Source organism: Candidatus Vagococcus giribetii, assembly GCF_017316185.1.
In the GTDB taxonomy this organism is placed as follows: domain Bacteria; phylum Bacillota; class Bacilli; order Lactobacillales; family Vagococcaceae; genus Vagococcus; species Vagococcus giribetii.
Map to the genome: position 1 here is coordinate 53,942 of NZ_JAFLVX010000004.1, position 17,591 is coordinate 71,532.

A 17,591-nucleotide genomic window follows, 5' to 3' on the forward strand; every position below is an offset into this window, starting at 1 on the left:
TTCAATAGTTAAACAATTTCTAAAATTGCTGTGTAGATTTTTTCTGCTAGGTGAGTCCCATCTGTTAACAACTTTTGCCCTTCTTCTTTAATGTCATTGACAAAAGATTCATCTTTAACCCCTGACAAATTGATCAGAACATTTAGCCAAGCTCCTTTTAAACATGTATCTAAGTTCAGTGCTGAAACACCTAAGTCGCTAGCGGCATTAATATTTGATTTACCTATTCCTTTTTCAGTTGCTACTAATCCTTGATAGGCCAACTTCATAATATCCAATGGTACAAGAGTTGCATTTTTTAATGCCATTTGCATGGCTTCTTTTCGTTTTAACAAATCTTCATCTGTTTCTTTAGGTAGTTTAAACACGGCAGAAACACCATTAAAAGCTTCTGTATCTCGATCAATACAAGCTAATAGTTGTTGATTAATTTTTTTTATCTCATTCAATAATTCTTTGTTTGCACTGTCATACTCTAAATATTTTTTCTTGCCAATAGTTAATTCAGCAACCATCATTGTTAAAGCGGACCCGACTGCTCCAGCTAATGCAGATGCCGAGCCTCCACCTGGTGCTGGGGCATCTGATCCTAAAGTAGCAATAAAGGTATTAATATCCATTTCTACTAATTTCATATTCATTCTCCTTGTTTTTTATTCATGTCATACAATCGTCACCCAAAAGATAACGAGAAAAAGGTAAAAAGGCAAATTCATAAAATGGCCTTATTATTTGCTTTTGAATACCTCACAAAACCTTGATATACTTTAATTTCAATTAGTCTGTTTAAAAAATCAATTCAGTTATGAATAATATCCATCTGTTTTTCTTCCTAAACCGGGACATCAGATTTTTTTATTCAATAGTGAATAACTTTTAAAAGATGCTTTGCTTATACTAAAATAAAAAATTATTCATTTTAGTATAGAAAATAATATCTAATCAGATGATGACCTCGCATTCCTTAATGTATCACCATATTCTCTAGAATTTCCTACTCATTTCTATTCAAAAACGAATAATATTTTTTCTCATCATTAACAATCTATTAGAAAAACAAGGTCATAATAGCTTTTTCGATATCTATTCAATAATGAATAATTTTTACCTTCATCTCATTTTCAAAGCGTTTACATTTGTTTTTTATTCACCTATTATGTGGGTGTCACTGAAGAGTTTCTTCATACAATCATTCATATAATACGTCGAATTAAATGAAAACAAATTAGGAGGCAGTGTCATGGAAGAGAAAAAGTATGTTTTAGCAGTACCAAATTTTAGTGAAGGAGCAGACAAAGAAATTATTGAGGCTGTAGTAGCAGAAGTAAAAAAAGTAGCTGGCGTCACCTTAGTTAGTTATGAACCAGAAGCTGATTTTAATAGGACCGTGGTTACTATCATTGGTGAACCACAGCCAATTAAAGAAGCCCTTATAAAAATGGGATCAAAAACAGTGGAACTAGTGGATATGAGAAAGCAAAAAGGGACTCATCCTCGTATAGGGGCACAAGATTCCTTACCTATTTTCCCATTAAAAAATATTTCCGTAGAAGAATGTGTCGCATTAGCTGAAGAAATTGGAAAAGAATATTTTGAAGCCACAAAAGTTCCTGTTTTCTTTGCTGCAGATAACGCTCGAACCGAACAACGTCGTGCTTTAGCCTACATCAGAAAAGGACAATACGAAGGGTTAAAAGAATTACTTCTTAATATTAAAGATGACCCTGAACGTAGTGAAGAGTATAACAACCGTAAACCTGATTTAAGTGTTGATGGTTTACTGAGTGAAAAATCAGGTGCTACTATTGTTAGCGCTGAGGCTGAAGGATTAACAGCTTACAACGTCTTTTTAGCAACTGAAGATCTTTCAATTGCTAAAAAAATTGCTCGTGGTGTCCGTGAACCTTCTGGTGGTTTCTCAACCACTCGTGCCGTTGGCATCAAATTCCCAGAACACACAGGGGTAGTTGTTTCAGTTAACATGTTTGATTGTATTAATACACCTATTTATCGCGTCTTTGAATTTGTTAAATCAGAAGCAACACGCTACGGTGTAGCTGTCACTGGTTCTGAAATTGTTGGACCTGTTAAGCTAGATTATCTTGTCAATTCATTAGAATTCTATCTTGGGTTAGAAGGATTCAATGATTTCCAAATTTTAGAAACTCATTTAATGAAATAAAGAAACAGAGCAATCCCTTCTATTCAATTTAGTTGGGATTGCTTTAAAAAGGAGACTATTTCATCATGGATGTAAAAACTCAAACACCTTATAAAGGTGATAATAAATTAATCATTGGTATTGTATTCGGCGTTATTTCTTACTGGTTATTTGCTTTATCTATGTCCAATTACATTCCTGTAATCCAAAATGACTTAAACGTACCCTTTGAAGTTGTCAACTTAGCTATCAGTTTAACTTCTGTTTTTTCTGGGATGTTCATCATTGTTATAGGTGGCTTTGCAGATAAGTATGGTCATAAAAAAGTCACTAATATCGGATTCATTTTATATATTATCGGATCCTTGTTTTTAGTATTTGCCAATGGCGCTATCATGTTATTTGTAGGAAGAATTATTCAAGGTTTCTCAGCAGCATCCATTATGCCAGCAACACTTGCTTTAATGAAAACATATTTTCATGGTGCAGAACGACAAAGAGCCTTAAGCTATTGGTCTATCGGCTCTTGGGGAGGGACAGGGCTTGCACCTATCATTACAGGAGCTATTACAACTTATCTAGGTTGGCGCGCTGTTTTTGTGGTTTCCATCATTATTGCTATTATGGGTATGTTTCTCATAAAAGATGTCCCTGAAACAGAAGGCTCCACCCAAGACAATAAAAAATTTGATTTACTAGGGATTTGTTTATTGGTAGTCAGTGTCTTATCCATTAACATTATCATCACTTATGGCGCGAACTTCGGTTGGCTTAGTTGGAAAACCATCTCCTTACTAGCAGTTTTCATCACTGCAGGTACTTTCTTCTATCAAGTTGAAACCAATAAAGATGGTTTTGTGGATTTAACTCTCTTCAAAAATAAAGCTTTTACTGGTGCAACAGTTTCCAACTTCCTTCTTAATGCCACTGGCGGAACGATTCTTATTGCCACAACTTATGCTCAAACCTCTCGAAATTTCACTCCTTTTCAATCTGGTATGTTAACCCTTGGTTATATGGGTTCAGTTCTTCTAACTATCCGAATTGGCGAAAAAATAGGACAAAAAATCGGAGAAAGAAAGCCTATGATTTGGGGCTGTCTGGCTACTGCAGTCGGAATCTTCATGATGTCTCTAACATTTATACAAGGCCCACTATATGCAGTTCTAGTGTTTGTCGGTTTCATTTTCTTTGGAACAGGAACTGGTATTTATGCAACACCTTCAACAGATACTGTTATGTCTAGTGTTCCATTAGAGAAAGCGGGCGTTGCAGGAGGTATCTATAAAATGGCTAGCTCAATTGGTTGGGGAATTGGATCAGCAATTTCTGGAGCAGTTTATGACTTAATGCCAAATACGTCGCTATCTGCAATGTTTGGTATGCTAACAAATGTCGTCTTTTGTATCATAGCAATTGTCTTCATTGCTATGACTGTTCCTAAAGGGATCTTTGATAAACTAGATGCTTAATTTATATAAATAACGTATACTTGAACTATCAAAACGTTTTCAAAAAGGAGACAATATGATGACACATTCAATTAATGAGAAGACACAACTTATTGTACAAAGTATTGCCCAAGTCCTCGAAGTCATGCATACTGGTCTGACAATTACTGATGGTCAAGGATATCTGTTATACACAGGTCAAGGCTGCGAAAAAATCTATGGCATTAAACAAGAACAAATTACTGGTCGACACATCACAGAATTTGATAAAGTTTTTGATCCCTCTCTAAGCATGATTGCTATTCAAAAAAAAGAAAAAGTATCTATGATTCAACCAGATCAATTTGGTCGAGAACTACTTGTTACAGCTATCCCAATTCTTGATGATATCGGAGAAATTGCTTTTGTTGTCAGTTATGCTTCATGGGATAGTAGTAACATCCAAGAATTACAACAAAACTATGGTCAACTTCAAAAACAGATTGCTTTACAGCAAGTCGAAGTTAAACAAATGAAAAATGAAATGTTACCTGAGGCGATTATTGCTGAGAGTGACACCATGAAGAAAGTAATTGATTACATTGATCATATTAAAAACATGGATTTACCCTTACTGATTACAGGAGATACAGGTTCTGGCAAAAATACTATCACACGGTACATTCACTCAATTTCTAATCGCTCTGATAAACCGATTGCTCATATAAGTTGTAGTGCGTTTACTGATGAGATTCTATCCGATGAATTGTTTGGTAATGTCACTATTAATAAACAAACAGGAGAAGAAATAGAAAAAATTGGTTTATGTGAAGTCGCTGATACAGGTATTTTATTTGTAGAAAATATTGAAAGTATGGACGCTGCCACCCAAAATAAACTCCTCTATGTTATCAAAAACAAAACATTCTTCAAAAAAAATAGCCGCCTCATCAAAGAGGCTGACTTCAGAATCATTTCTACTACTCGAAAATCTCAAAAAGAGTTAATGACGATTTTAGACCGAGAACTCTATTACCTACTTTCTGTTTTAACCATCAATCTTCCTGATTTAAAAGATAGGACTGGAGATATCTCTATCTTAGTTCATAATTACTTAGAGGAGTTAAATAGTAAGTATCATCGCAAACTCACCTTGGCACCTGAAACAATGAACTTATTAACTGCGTATTCTTGGCCAGGTAATATCCAAGAACTGCGACACGTTCTTTTGCAACTTGTTATTAACTCTGAACAAGACACAATCCAGCCATATCACTTACCTGAAAACATATCACCTTTTTCTCCATCTCATTTTTCAGCCCAAGTGGATTACAAAGATTATATGGATTATTATGAAAAGCGATTGATTCTTAATGCCTACGAAAAATGTAAAACAACAACTGAAATAGCTAAATATCTTGGTATTAGCCAACCCACTGTTGTTAGAAAACTTCAAAAATATCTGTGACTCACATTTTTATTGAACTTTTCAATTTAGGACAATCACAATAAAGTTTTATTTATAAACAGCCCATATCCAATTAATAATACTAATTGGATATGAGCTTTTTTTCTTGCCTTATAATAATTCCTCAATATTTTTCTGATTACCGTAAATAGAATAATTAAAATTGAAATAGTATGCACTTAACATGGTGACAAAAAAGAAAGGCAACCATTCAAAACCAAAAATTTCTCCTCCAATTAAAATCGGGGCAAAAAAGGTGTTTGTTCCACTACCAAAGACTGCCACATACCCTAGTGCCGCCACTAATGTCGAAGGTAGGCCGAATAAAGGAGCTACTACCACACCAAAAGAGCAACCAATAGCAAATAAAGGCGTTACTTCTCCACCTTGAAAACCAATACTTAAGGTTAAGATAGTTAATAACATCTTCAGTAAAAAATCATAGGAATAGATAGTCTCTCCTGTAAAACTAGCCGTAATAAGGTTAGTCCCTAATCCTGCATAGCGACCTTCATGGCACATAAAAATAGCTAAGGCTACCAATACTCCACCAATAAATATTCGTTGATACCCATTCGGAAGTAACCTAGCGAATAGTCCTTTCCCTTTTCTAAGTCCAACAGAAAAACTAACACCTACCAAAGCAAATAAAAGTCCTAAAAGAAGTAATTCTATTAACAGTAAAGGGGTTAGTGTGAGTGTAGACTCTATATGGAAGCTAGCTTTCTCCAGTCCTAATCCTGAAGAAACAAAATACGCACTATAAGCAGCAAGCCCAGTATACAAAATAGATTTCATCTCTAACTTACCAATCACTAGTACTTCTAGCGCAAAAAAAGTAGCTGCTAACGGTGTTTGAAAGAGACCTGCAAATCCAGCAGCCATCCCAATAATCATGGAAGTTTTTCGCCATTCTACCTGGTTAAAATCTAAAAACAACTTCCCTCTTGCTAACCAGTTAGAAAAAGCTCCACCAATTTGAACTGCAACACCTTCTCTACCTGCACTCCCTCCAAATAAATGAGTTAGCCAAGTAGACACCATCACTAAAGGAATCAACACAATCGGAACTTTTTCTTCTTCTCCATGTCCAACTTTAAAAATAAGACCCATTCCTTCTTTTGAACGACCACCTATTAAAGAATAAAGAGCTACTATTGCTAATCCTCCAAAAGGTAGAAAAAGAATGAGTGGGAAAAAATAACTTTCTCTGATACTAGTAATTAGTATCAGCATCTTACCAAAAATAACCTCAATAACCCCAACAGATAAACCAACCAACAAACTAAATAAACATTTTTTTATTTCATTTTTTATCACTATTACTAACTCCTTACTCGCACCCTGAATGATTCATGTTCCATTCTACTTCTAGAAAGTTTCTATTTCAATCTCCATTCATTAAAAAAAAATGAGAAAACTAAAAATCATTAGTTGTCTTCTTTCTTTTATTATGTAAACTTCCATGTTATTTTTCATAGTTTTATTTTCATTGTTATTAAAGTTTTGAAAAAGGTGTAAAATCAGCTTTTTTTATAAAAAGAATAATCGTTATTTTATGTTCTTTTAACGAAACTAATTAAATAACAAGTTTAATAAAAAACCACATAGAAACAAAAACAACAAAAACATGTTTTATATACTTAGTTATTTAAATATAAAACATTAAATTTTCATTATTGTNNGGATTATTAAATAATACAAAGACTTTGTTATTAATCATTTTTATTTTATGTTATTTTTGGATTTAAAAACAAATTTAGGAGGAATTATATGTTTTTATTATTGTTAGAAATTCTTATCATGGTCACATTCATCATCTACGGTTTAATTAAAGGTGGTGCCCTAGGTTCAGGTATTACTTCTATTATTGCCTTATTCATTATGATGTTCGTTTTCAACCTACCACCTTCAGCTCCACCAGTTACCGCGGTATTGATTATCATCTCGATTGGTGTTGCCAGTGGTGCTTTACAAGCATCTGGTGGTATGGATTATATGATCTCTGTTGCTACTAAAATCATCAGAAAATTTCCTAAGGCAATCACATTAGTTGCTCCTCTTGTTTGTTTCATGTTTGTTTTCGGTATGGGAACTGCCATGATCAGCTTATCATTAGAGCCTATCATTGCTGAAACAGCTATTAAATCTAAAGTAAATCCTAAAGCTGCATTAATTTCATCAGTACTTGCTTCAAATATGGCTTTACTCTGTAGCCCAGCATCATCATCAACTGCTTTTGTCATCATGTTATTAATGCCATTTGGTATCTCAATGGGTACTTACTTAAGTATCGTACTTCCAGCAACTATTATTTCAATTATCCTATTGAGCTTAATGATGATTCTGGTTAACAAAAAAATCCCGTTTGTTGAAGATGGTTTAGAAGTAACAGAAGACACTGTAGAAATCACTACTTTTGATAAAAACGCTAAATACTCAACTCTTGTTTTCTTAGGCTGTGTTCTTGGTATCATTGTTTTTGGATTATTCCCAGGTTTATTGCCACAATATACAGTTAACGGAGAAAGTGTTAAAATAGCTACAGCAGACTTAGTTCAAATGTTTATGTATTCATCTGCTGCCTTAAATCTATTACTCTTCAAAGTTGATTCTAAGAAAATTTTAAGTGCTCCTGCAACAATGAACGCTTTAGCTGCCTCTTTAGTTGTATTAGGCGGTGGTTGGTTAGGTAGTACAATCTTTGGTTCACCGGGTAACCAAGAGACTTTAACAAATAGCTTAGGTGCTATCCTAGCAAGTTATCCATGGGTTATCATTATCTTATGTAGTTTTGTAGCTATGCTAATCGGAGCTCAAACAGCTGTTGCAGCCATCGTTTTCCCATTAGCTTTAGCGTTAGGTGTTTCGCCCTTATTATTAGTAGTTATTGTTCAATGTCTAAATGTTAACTTTATTATTCCCGCACAACCAACTATGCTACTTGCCTGTGAACTAGATAGAACTGGTCGAACTAAGACATACAACTTTATTGTTCCAGGACTTGCTATCACAGCGTTATCAATCTTTGTATCATACGGAATTACACTATTTATATAAAAACATATTACTCAGGAGGCTATCTATTATGATTAAACATATCGAAAAATTAATTGAAGGTAAACAAAATGAATACTTTGAGCTAAGCGACCGTATTTGGGATATCGCTGAAGTTAAATTTCACGAGCAAGAATCAGCTAAAACGATTATTGCTTTCTTAGAAAAAGAAGATTTTAAAATAGAAACAAATACTGGCGACATCGATACAGCCTTCATCGGAACTTATGGTGACAAAGGACCAATCATTGGTTTCCTTGGTGAGTATGATGCTCTTCCTGAATTAAACCAAAAGGCTGGTTCAACTAAAAAAGAAGCAGATCCAAGTCTTGGTACAACAAATGGTCATGGTTGTGGACACAACCTTTTAGGAACAGCTTCTCTAGCTGCTGCTATTGCAACAAGAGACTACTTAAAAGAAAACAATATTGACGCTCAAATTAGATATTACGGATGTCCAGCTGAAGAAGGTGGATCAGGTAAAACTTATATGGCCCGTACTGGTGCTTTTGACGATCTAGATATGGCTTTATGTTGGCACCCAGGAACTGATAATGCCATTATTGCTTCTCCTACATTAGCTAATATTCAAGCAGTATTCGAATTTAAAGGTGTTTCTTCTCATGCTGCTAATTCACCACATATGGGACGTAGCGCCTTAGATGCTATGGAAATTATGAACATCGGAGCTAACTACTTACGTGAGCATGTTACTCCTGAAGCTCGTTATCACTATGCTGTTCTTGATGGTGGTGGTATGCAACCATCAGTTGTGCAAGCTCATGCGAAATCTTTATACTTAATTAGAGCTCCTAAAGCTTTCCAAGTAAAAGATATTTATGACCGTTTAGTTAACTGTGCCAAAGGTGCTGCTCTTATGACTGGTACTGAGGTAGAAGTTCATTTTGATAAAGCATGTTCAAACTACATGCCAAACAAAGTTTTATCTAAATTAATGTCAGAAACAATGTTTGAAGTTGGAGCCCCTAACTTTGACGAAGCAGACATTGCTTTTGCTAAAGAAATGCATGCGTCATTAACTGAAGACGAGAAAAAATTCATGATGGTTCCACCTGTAACACCTGTTGAAAAACAAGTGTTAGGCGCTAACCCTGGTAAAGTATTAGCTGATTATATCTACCCATTCAACGAAGCCTTAACAAATGTTGTTATGCCAGGATCTACTGATGTGGGAGATGTTAGCTGGGTTGTCCCAACTGCACAATGTGTTATGGCAACAGAAGTCATGAATACTGCTCTACATTCATGGCAATGGGTAGCAAATGGTAAAACACCAATTGCTAAAAAAGGTATGCTGCAAGCGGCTAAAGTTATGGCTGCAACAGCTATGAAAGCTATCGAAAACCCAGAAATTTTAGCAGAAGCTAAAGCTGAATTAAAAGCCATTACAGATCAAACACCATACATTAACCCAATTCCTGCTGATGTAAAACCAAATAGCTTAGGATTATAATCAAAAAACTTCCAATTGTTTTTAAGCAATTGGAAGTTTTTTCTTTTTTTATGTCACTTAATTCTTCTAAAGTCAATAGGGACATGATTGAAATACATTAATCCCTTTTGTTGTAAATAGAAACTAAAGAACAATACAATTAATAGCCCACCCATAATACTTAGAGCTATTTCACGTATATCATTTGTCTTGGGTAAAATAAAATTACTTTTCTTAACAATAATAGTCGCTGATATGACATCGTTTTTTTTAGGTTCTTCTACTCTTGGTATTGACGACTTATCAATGATTATAACACTGGCCTCTGAAGTTGCAGAGTCTGCTAACGTTTTACTAGGGAACATCATAAAAATGATAGTAATCAAAAATACAAGAAAACACATCTTTTTTTTCATAGTTATCACTCATTTCATTGAGTTTCTAAGAATTATGCAGGTGCATTTCCAAGAGTCCAGTTAAAGTCACTTGTGTACGTTCCTGCTTTGTTACCACTTGGAATAGTTAAACTAACTGATTGTTCCCCTGCTTTTTCAAATTTAGATACCCAAGTCCCCATACCACTGTTCATTCCACTATTTAATAACACGTTAGAAGCTGCTGCTTCACCAACTGCAAAGGTTAAATCTGTTCCTGATGTTGGCGCTGTTGATGTTGAATCTGTATCTGTTACAGAAGAAGTTAAACCGCTTATTGTAACAATCGCACCTTTTAATGTTTCAATTCCTGTTGCTTCAGTACCACTTGTAAAAGGTGAAATTTCTAAGCTCAACGACCAACCTTCTCCTGTACCTCGGACATCTGTTGTTTGGACATATGGATTGATAGAAGTATTCGTCACTGTTTGTGTTGAACTACTAATTTCAATTTCTCCGAAATTAAAACTTGGAACGTAGTCTAATGTTAACAGTCCAATTTGTCCTGTTCCTTCACCGTCTCCTTCTCCACCTTCTGGATCTACTGGTGTTTGCGTGTCTGGTGCGTTAATTGTAATTTCTCCAGCTGTATTTTCTTCTGTTGGTACAAAATCCCCTTCTGCTGCAGAAGCACTTGCAGCTGTTGCAAACATTCCTCCTAAAATTAATGTACTAACTAATAACTTATTTTTTTTCATTTATTTTCTCCCTTATTCCTTTTTTATTTATATAAATTACATTGGAGCGTTTTCCAATCTCCAAATAATTGTTCCCTTATAAGTACCTGAATGTAATGACTTCGTTATATCTACATAAAAACCATTTTTACCCTCTTGAGAAATAACTACTGGTTGACGATTTAACGACTGATGATTATAGATGATGCTTCCTACTGTATCAATTGTTGCAATACTATCTTCTGTGCGATAGGTTAAGAAATTAGCTGGAGCAAATAGTTTGATACCAAACAAACCCTCATAATAAAAATTTTCTTCTAAAGATACCTGAAGATTCCAAGGGTTTTCCGATTTGGTTGAATCGATTACCGAAATGGGTGATAAGGTTACTTTTTGCACGCCACTTCCTAAGACTAACTCTTCCTTTTGAAAATCTATTGGTTCATCTGAAAAGTACACACCACCCTTCAATACAACAGGTGTTATGCTCTCAACATTAGATGTATGTCCACTATCATCCTTCACATAAAACTCAAACTTATAATCGCCACTAACAATGTCTTCAGAGGACGTTTCAAAATCATAACTAAGTTCATTTGTGTTGATGTCTGAGGCAATGATTTGTTCCTCCCCATCGTTAACTTTCATGTAAACATTAAACAATGAACTATCTTCATCAAGCCAGGTTAAATCAAAATGAATATTACTTCCTAATAAATTAGTTATTTTATCGGCTTCTGTTGCAACAGTTAATCTAGGTGTGTCTTCCTTTTTAAAAGTAATACTACGTGTCACCGTTTCATTAAAAACATTGGTTAATGTAACAGTAATCGTGTGAGAACCAAAGTCTAATGTCTTAAAGGTTTCTATTAGAGGAACTGATTGCGTAACCATTTCTATTGTTGGTTGTAAATCTTCTATGGTTTCAATTAGTGTATCATCCACAGAAACGGTCGCTGTCACAGCACCAGAAGCATTTCTCCAATCAAATACGACAGGAAACTCTTCTATATCATTCAGAAACACTTGACCTTCTTCTGGAGTCGTTATCCCTAGCTCAAACTGATCCTCTTCAATTGTTAAATTGAATGGTTCACTTTCTTCAATCATGGTAGACCCTCTAAATTTAGAAGTCATTACGACATTTGCTGTTTGATTTTTAGCACGTACTTTAAACTTAACTGCAACTTTTGGAGATGTTAGATTTAATTCTTCAATCTTCTCAGAAACATAAAGTTGATTACCAATCCAAACTTCTTCATCAGCCAGGTTAGTTAATTCAGCTAAATCATTAGACCCAGGCGGCATCATTTGAGTAGTATTCGGAATGATTTCAAACTGCTCAGGTATAAGAGATGCAATATCTACATTTTTCCAAGTTGTTCGCCCACCCTTGTATGAACCAACTAAAACAACCTCTAGTTCAGTATTTCCTTTGATGGTACTACCAGAATCAATAGAATTTCCGTTAACATCATTAACCACGTATAAAACATCTGCATCTACAAGTCCTGGAATTTGTTGAAAAATCGCCTTTTGGGTAACAGGATTTAAGTTACCACTATAACCTGTAAATCCCCAATAAGCATACTGATTCCCTGGAAGACCTAGTTGCTCTTTTATTGTTGTAGGATTCATCTGCAGCCATCCACTATCATACCCTCTCGTTTCAGAACTAGTTCGATAAGAGAGCTGAGCTGTTGCCGCTATCCAATTCACTTCCAATTTTGTCCAATTGCCATCACTTAATGTTAAGTTATTTTGCACATTCCAATGTTGTTGCAATCTTGTATTATAAGAAACTGGTAATAGTCCGCCACTACTAAATCTAGTATCTATATAAGCACTATCTGATCCAGGATACGTATTTGCTATATGTTGCCCTTTTACCTGTAAAGAACCAATCGAACTACTATAAGCATCAAAAGCATCTGCCGCAGCTGCACTTGTTTTTGCATTAACGTATAAGTCGAATTCGATGGCAAAACTTCTAGGAATCCCTTTTTTGGTTAAGGTACTTGCTGCACCATTTACTCCACCACCTACTGTTGGGTATGCCCCCATAGCCTGGTTATGATGGGTATACCAAACCGGGTCTGATGCTGTTTTTGCTTGCATAACAAACACGAGTCCATCACTAGGTGTTTGACTTTCAGAAGACTGATTTACAAATGTCACTAACCTAAAATCTTCACTCATATCCATTAAGTTATTTGGCGAACTCCACAATGCAGCTCTGTGACCTGCACCTGAAGTTAGAGTCGCCACACCAGCTTCTTCAACGCTGACCATATTATCGCCACCTGTAATTGTTGGTGCAAAAAACAAATCTTCTAAAGGTAGATGGTCAGGCGCTTCCTCAATCGCATAGGTAGTCTGCGCTCCAAAGCAAATCACTAAAATCATCGCTTTAATCACTAACCAATATCTTTTTTTCACGTTAGTACCTCCTTTTTAAACTAATTAAAACAATTAATAAAATCACTAAAACAACAATGATACCAATTAATATTAAGGTAAAAGGATGTTGTGATATCAATGTTTGTTTCATAATCTCACTTTTTTCTTTCTTGCCTAAACTAAATTTCTTTTCAAGCTCCCATTTTTGATTACCTTCTTTATTATGAATCGTCATCTTCAGGAGGTAGTCACCAATCGGCAGCGCCTCCTCAGAGATATTCTCTGAAATTACATAATGACTATTAGGTGCCATCGAAAACATTGGTTTGTCTAGTTTCATGATTTTCTTTTGGTCTTTATCATAAATCGTAAATTCAAGGGAGTAGCCTGAAAGTATCATAGGAGATTGATTAGCTAAGGTTGTTTGGACACCAAATTTGTTATTCCAAACATCTGCCTTAACGTCTATTAATGAGAAGGATTCCTCCACTGCTTTATCTTCCTCTTGAATCACGACTCCTAACACTTGAGAAAATTTATTTTTTATTTGAATGCCTTCTTGTACTTCTTCTGTTTTTTCTTCTTCTTCAATTTGTGTAATATAGAAACCACCTAAAAGAACACCAGTAAAATCTTTTTCAGGAATATTTGTTGTAAATGTAACAGTTTGCGACTGCTCACCAGCTAATGTTAATCTCTGTTTTTCCGTTGTGATGTCTTCAAATGAAATAGCTAAACTGTCATCTAACGGTGTATCTACTCCTGAATAATCAATACCCCCATTTTTACTTGTCTTAGCTGTATGAGGAGCTACTAGTATATCCACAGGTTCTTTCCCACTATTGGTAATTATTAAATTAAAGATTTGCATGTCGCCTGGTTTTACCAATACATCAAAATAGGAAACATTCTTATTGAACTGATTCTCAGGAATCTCAGCCGTTACAGTAATAGGTAATCCTTTTGCATCTGCAAATACTTGCTGACTCACTATCAACGAAACAAACACACAAAAAACAGAAAGGAACATCACATAAAATTTATTTTTTTTCACGATTTCACCACTCATTTAATTTATTTTTTCTATTCTTGCTAAGCAATCTTTTGACTACTAGATTCTTTGCTAATGATTAATCCTGCTCATGAATATACTTATACGCTGTTCCAAGGGATACATCACATGTTTCAGCAATTTTTCTTAACGTATAGGATTGGTTATGATATAGGTAACGAATTTCTTCTACTTTTTCTTTTGAAATTTTTGGTCGACCACCCACTCTGCCGCTTCTTCGAGCTATTTGAATTCCTTTTGTCGTTCTTTCACTAATAATAAAACTCTCTAAATCAGCTAATTCCACAACTAAGTCAATAAATTGCTTGTCTGTCACATCAGGATAATCTTTACATTTAGAAATAACAGTCATCTTGACTCCTTTTTTATCTAGATACGTAAAAAAACTGGCTAATTGAGTGATTGACTTACCTAAACTTTTTAACTCATAAACAATTAATTCGTCCCCTTTTCGCAATTCTTTAAATTCTTCTTCATCAAGAATCATTTTTTTGACGCCAAAATTTTTAATCGCTTCAATTTGTTCTTTAATATACATTTCATCTAATGATGAATAGACATAGCCTATTTTTTCCATTTCAATTCTCCTAACACTTAACATTTGTTATGGGTTAATTCACCTGTTTTCTTAATTTCTCTAATTCAATAATTAATGACTCCCAATCTTTTGCTTCAGCTGACGTTGCCCAAATTATTTGACGAATTGTACGATGCTTTTCAAAATAATTATCTGATAAAATCATATTCGTTTGGTCATCAACATACTCTTGAAAGACTATTTCGATTCCAATAAACCTCTTAATAATATTAATAATGACGTTTGAATATTTTTTTCCATATGAAAAATCAACATATAAATAAATCTGATTATCAACGTGCTTATTCATCTCACCATTGACTAATACCAGTAAATACTTGCGAAAGAAATATCGATTAAATTGCCAAAATTCAACGTTTTTCCTTTGCTTGTTTATATAATTTTTACAGAACTGGACATATCTTGGAAATCCATTTGTAACCGTTCCTGTATCTATACTTTTTATTTCATTTTCAAATGGTAGGACAAAATTTAATACGTTAAAATGGATTAACTCAATTTGATAAGTACTTTTATCTATAAAAGTACTTAGATCAACAAATTTTTCTTTTACTTCATTAATAAAATTAAAACTATATACTTTAAAGTTTTGTTTGATGACATTTTCCAAATACCCATCTACTTGAACAAAGTCTTTAGCCACTAAATAAGCAAGTAATTCATCTACTTCATATAGGCATTGTTTTCTTGATAGATTATTCGTTATTTTTTCTAATTCTGTTAATAGAAATAAAAAAACTGGTTCACTTTCTAAATAGGTTTGATNNCTTTTATCTAGACTTAACAGAAAAACATTCAAAAAATGAGATATTCTTATTTTTTCGGATTCTTTAAATGGTTTCTTATGATATATTTCTAGAGATTCAAGTAATTGAAGAGAATGATTTCTTATTTTTTCTGGATAAATGACTAAACTTTGTTGACACACTTTTGAAAAAAGATAAGTAAAAAATAATCGAATGTTCTTTTTATTGCCTACTAATTTATTTTTTTTACTTACAGTGAAATCAAATTTATCAATAAAAAATCTAATATCAGACAATTTATTATAGACAGTAGAGTAACTAATAAAATGACTAGCAGCATAATGATTAATCGATACAAATTCTTCAAAAAAAAGAGCTATCATTAATGAAAAAGTTAAAGAATCTTTGATTAAACATATTTCCAATTGACTCGAGGGACTGTTCGAATTTATTACTAACCTAACATCTGCATGACTGGACACCAACTTGAAATACGAATCCAATTCATATTTTTCAAAATCTAAATTAATCTCTTCGCATACTTTATTTAGTATAAATTCCGTTATATCCAAATCATTTATAAGATCTTCTCTTAAAGCTTGTTTAGAGGTATTTTTCTCTAAATAACGAAGAAGCTCTAATTTACGTGTATCAGCCTTTTCTAAAAAAAAATGAATCATTAACTTCTAATCTCCTCCATTTTTCAGATAAAAAACGTCTGACTTAGTGAAAAAAGAAGTAATTGCTAATTTAATTACAATATATCTGACATAAATCATCTAAAAATAGTTTTTATAAAAATATACAACTAAAAGTATAAGACATGATCCTTTCTCATTTTTTTAATTTTTTTTACTATTGATGAAAAAAAATAAAAATACCTTTTTTAACTTTTCTCTAAGAGTCGGCTAAATCCTTTGTATACAACCTATAAATTTGTGTAATTTTATTTTAAATAACCCATTTTTAAAACGTGTTATTTAAAAAAAAATAACGTAATAAAAACAAAAATACCTCTAGCTATATGAATAACTAAAGGTATTTGTTCATTTTATTGGTAAAAATAATTTTTTTACATTTTAATAAGTGTTCGACCTGAGTGAGTTCCTTCTAATAAATGAGTTACAATTTCTTCTATTCTATCTATTGGCTCTTCTACTGCTCCAATAGTACTTAATCGTTCTTTATCTAGCTCATTTGCTATTCTTTCCCAAATAGCTTCTTTTTTCTCATTTGGTAATTGGACAGAATCCACACCTAGCATCTTGATACCTCGTAAGATAAATGGCAAGACTGTTGTTTCTAGTTTAATCCCACTAGCATTTCCACAAAGTGTAATAGCGCCACCGTAATTAATTTGTGGCAAGATAGCTGATAGAACTTTTCCACCAATTGTATCTAATACAAAATCATATTCTTGTTTTTGTAGTGGTTTGATTTTTTCTGGCATAAATTCATCTAAACTAATCACTTTAGTCGCTCCTAAAGCATATAAAAAGTCTTCATTTTTCTTTCTTGATAAGGCCGTAATATTTTCATATCCTAAACTTTTAAGCATAGCAATAGCAATACTTCCCACACCACCAGTTGCTCCTGTGACTAAAATACGAGCTTTTTTATCTGATAAGCCATTGCGTTCTAATTCGTTAATAGACTCCACAGCCGTGATACCGGCAGTCCCAATAGTGGCTGCCTCTTTTTCAGTCAGACCTTCCGGTAATTTAACCACCCATTCATTTGGAATGCGAACTATTTCACTGAATCCTCCTGTATGACTTACACCTAAGCCATTTCCAGTAATAACAACTTTATCTCCCTTTTTGAAAGAGTCACTTGTGGTTTCCATAACCTCACCCACAGCGTCTACTCCTGGAATCATTGGGTAACTACGAATGACGCCACCGTTTTTTATAGTAGCTAATGCATCTTTATAATTAATCCCTGAGTAACTTGTTTTAATAAGAGTGTCACCAGCAGATAAGTCTTCTAAGGTACACGCTTTCACACCTGCTTGAATCTCTTCATTAACTTCTTCTACAACAAGGGCTCTAAATGTTTCATTTGTCATTTTTTTACCTCATTTCATTTAAGTTTA

The 17,591-nt window shown here is 33.8% G+C and carries 14 protein-coding genes; 5 read left to right on the top strand and 9 right to left on the bottom strand.

What is annotated here, in order from left to right:
* Nucleotides 1-8 precede the first annotated feature (8 nt).
* Nucleotides 9-635: a cyclodeaminase/cyclohydrolase family protein gene (locus tag DOK76_RS01150; protein ID WP_206964359.1), complete on the bottom strand. Its 627-nt coding sequence runs from the start codon at nucleotides 633-635 to the stop codon at nucleotides 9-11.
* A gap of 605 nt (nucleotides 636-1,240) precedes the next feature.
* On the opposite strand from DOK76_RS01150, the gene ftcD reads away from it, so the two are divergent.
* The 3 genes from ftcD to DOK76_RS01165 all read left to right on the top strand — a co-directional run bounded on the left by ftcD (nucleotide 1,241) and on the right by DOK76_RS01165 (nucleotide 5,059).
* Nucleotides 1,241-2,182 (top strand): glutamate formimidoyltransferase, encoded by a 942-nt coding sequence (gene ftcD / locus DOK76_RS01155; protein ID WP_206964360.1) that lies wholly within the window; start codon nucleotides 1,241-1,243, stop codon nucleotides 2,180-2,182.
* Nucleotides 2,183-2,247: 65 nt separating this feature from the next.
* Nucleotides 2,248-3,633 carry an MFS transporter gene (locus DOK76_RS01160; protein WP_206964363.1) on the top strand — a complete coding sequence of 462 codons (1,386 nt, stop codon included), beginning with the start codon at nucleotides 2,248-2,250 and terminating at the stop codon, nucleotides 3,631-3,633.
* Between the two features lie 58 nt (nucleotides 3,634-3,691).
* Complete coding sequence (locus DOK76_RS01165) at nucleotides 3,692-5,059, top strand: sigma 54-interacting transcriptional regulator (RefSeq protein ID WP_206964365.1); 1,368 nt, start codon at nucleotides 3,692-3,694, stop codon at nucleotides 5,057-5,059.
* Nucleotides 5,060-5,170: 111 nt separating this feature from the next.
* Here the strand turns inward: DOK76_RS01165 and DOK76_RS01170 are convergent, their stop codons facing one another.
* Entirely contained in the window at nucleotides 5,171-6,382 is a 1,212-nt protein-coding gene (locus DOK76_RS01170; RefSeq protein ID WP_370590068.1) for a chloride channel protein, read from the bottom strand.
* A 450-nt stretch (nucleotides 6,383-6,832) separates the two neighbouring features.
* Between DOK76_RS01170 and DOK76_RS01175 the strand changes: the two genes are divergently transcribed.
* Together DOK76_RS01175 and DOK76_RS01180 are read left to right on the top strand one after the other, a co-directional pair.
* On the top strand, nucleotides 6,833-8,119 hold the full coding sequence (locus DOK76_RS01175; protein ID WP_206964366.1) for an anaerobic C4-dicarboxylate transporter family protein: 1,287 nt from the start codon (nucleotides 6,833-6,835) through the stop codon (nucleotides 8,117-8,119).
* A 28-nt stretch (nucleotides 8,120-8,147) separates the two neighbouring features.
* On the top strand, nucleotides 8,148-9,590 hold the full coding sequence (locus tag DOK76_RS01180; protein WP_206964367.1) for a M20 family metallopeptidase: 1,443 nt from the start codon (nucleotides 8,148-8,150) through the stop codon (nucleotides 9,588-9,590).
* A 53-nt stretch (nucleotides 9,591-9,643) separates the two neighbouring features.
* On the opposite strand, the gene DOK76_RS01185 is transcribed toward DOK76_RS01180, so the two are convergent.
* From DOK76_RS01185 to DOK76_RS01215, 7 genes are all read right to left on the bottom strand, one after another.
* Nucleotides 9,644-9,985, bottom strand: coding sequence for an EF2685/EF0750 family sortase-dependent surface protein (locus DOK76_RS01185; protein WP_206964368.1), 342 nt, complete (start codon nucleotides 9,983-9,985; stop codon nucleotides 9,644-9,646).
* A 32-nt stretch (nucleotides 9,986-10,017) separates the two neighbouring features.
* A complete protein-coding gene (locus tag DOK76_RS01190) occupies nucleotides 10,018-10,701 on the bottom strand; it encodes a WxL domain-containing protein (protein ID WP_206964369.1) in 684 nt (227 codons plus the stop codon).
* 36 nt (nucleotides 10,702-10,737) lie between these two features.
* The gene (locus DOK76_RS01195; RefSeq protein ID WP_206964370.1) at nucleotides 10,738-13,119 is read right to left on the bottom strand and encodes an L-type lectin family protein; all 2,382 of its coding nucleotides are present in this window, start codon (nucleotides 13,117-13,119) and stop codon (nucleotides 10,738-10,740) included.
* A gap of 1 nt (nucleotide 13,120) precedes the next feature.
* Nucleotides 13,121-14,134 carry a DUF916 domain-containing protein gene (locus DOK76_RS01200; RefSeq protein WP_206964371.1) on the bottom strand — a complete coding sequence of 338 codons (1,014 nt, stop codon included), beginning with the start codon at nucleotides 14,132-14,134 and terminating at the stop codon, nucleotides 13,121-13,123.
* Between the two features lie 76 nt (nucleotides 14,135-14,210).
* A complete protein-coding gene (locus DOK76_RS01205) occupies nucleotides 14,211-14,729 on the bottom strand; it encodes a recombinase family protein (protein WP_206964372.1) in 519 nt (172 codons plus the stop codon).
* Nucleotides 14,730-14,763: 34 nt separating this feature from the next.
* Nucleotides 14,764-16,176 carry a helix-turn-helix domain-containing protein gene (locus DOK76_RS01210; RefSeq protein ID WP_206964373.1) on the bottom strand — a complete coding sequence of 471 codons (1,413 nt, stop codon included), beginning with the start codon at nucleotides 16,174-16,176 and terminating at the stop codon, nucleotides 14,764-14,766.
* Nucleotides 16,177-16,568: 392 nt separating this feature from the next.
* Nucleotides 16,569-17,564, bottom strand: a complete 996-nt coding sequence (locus DOK76_RS01215; protein ID WP_206964375.1) for an acrylyl-CoA reductase family protein — start codon at nucleotides 17,562-17,564, stop codon at nucleotides 16,569-16,571.
* Nucleotides 17,565-17,591 lie beyond the last annotated feature (27 nt).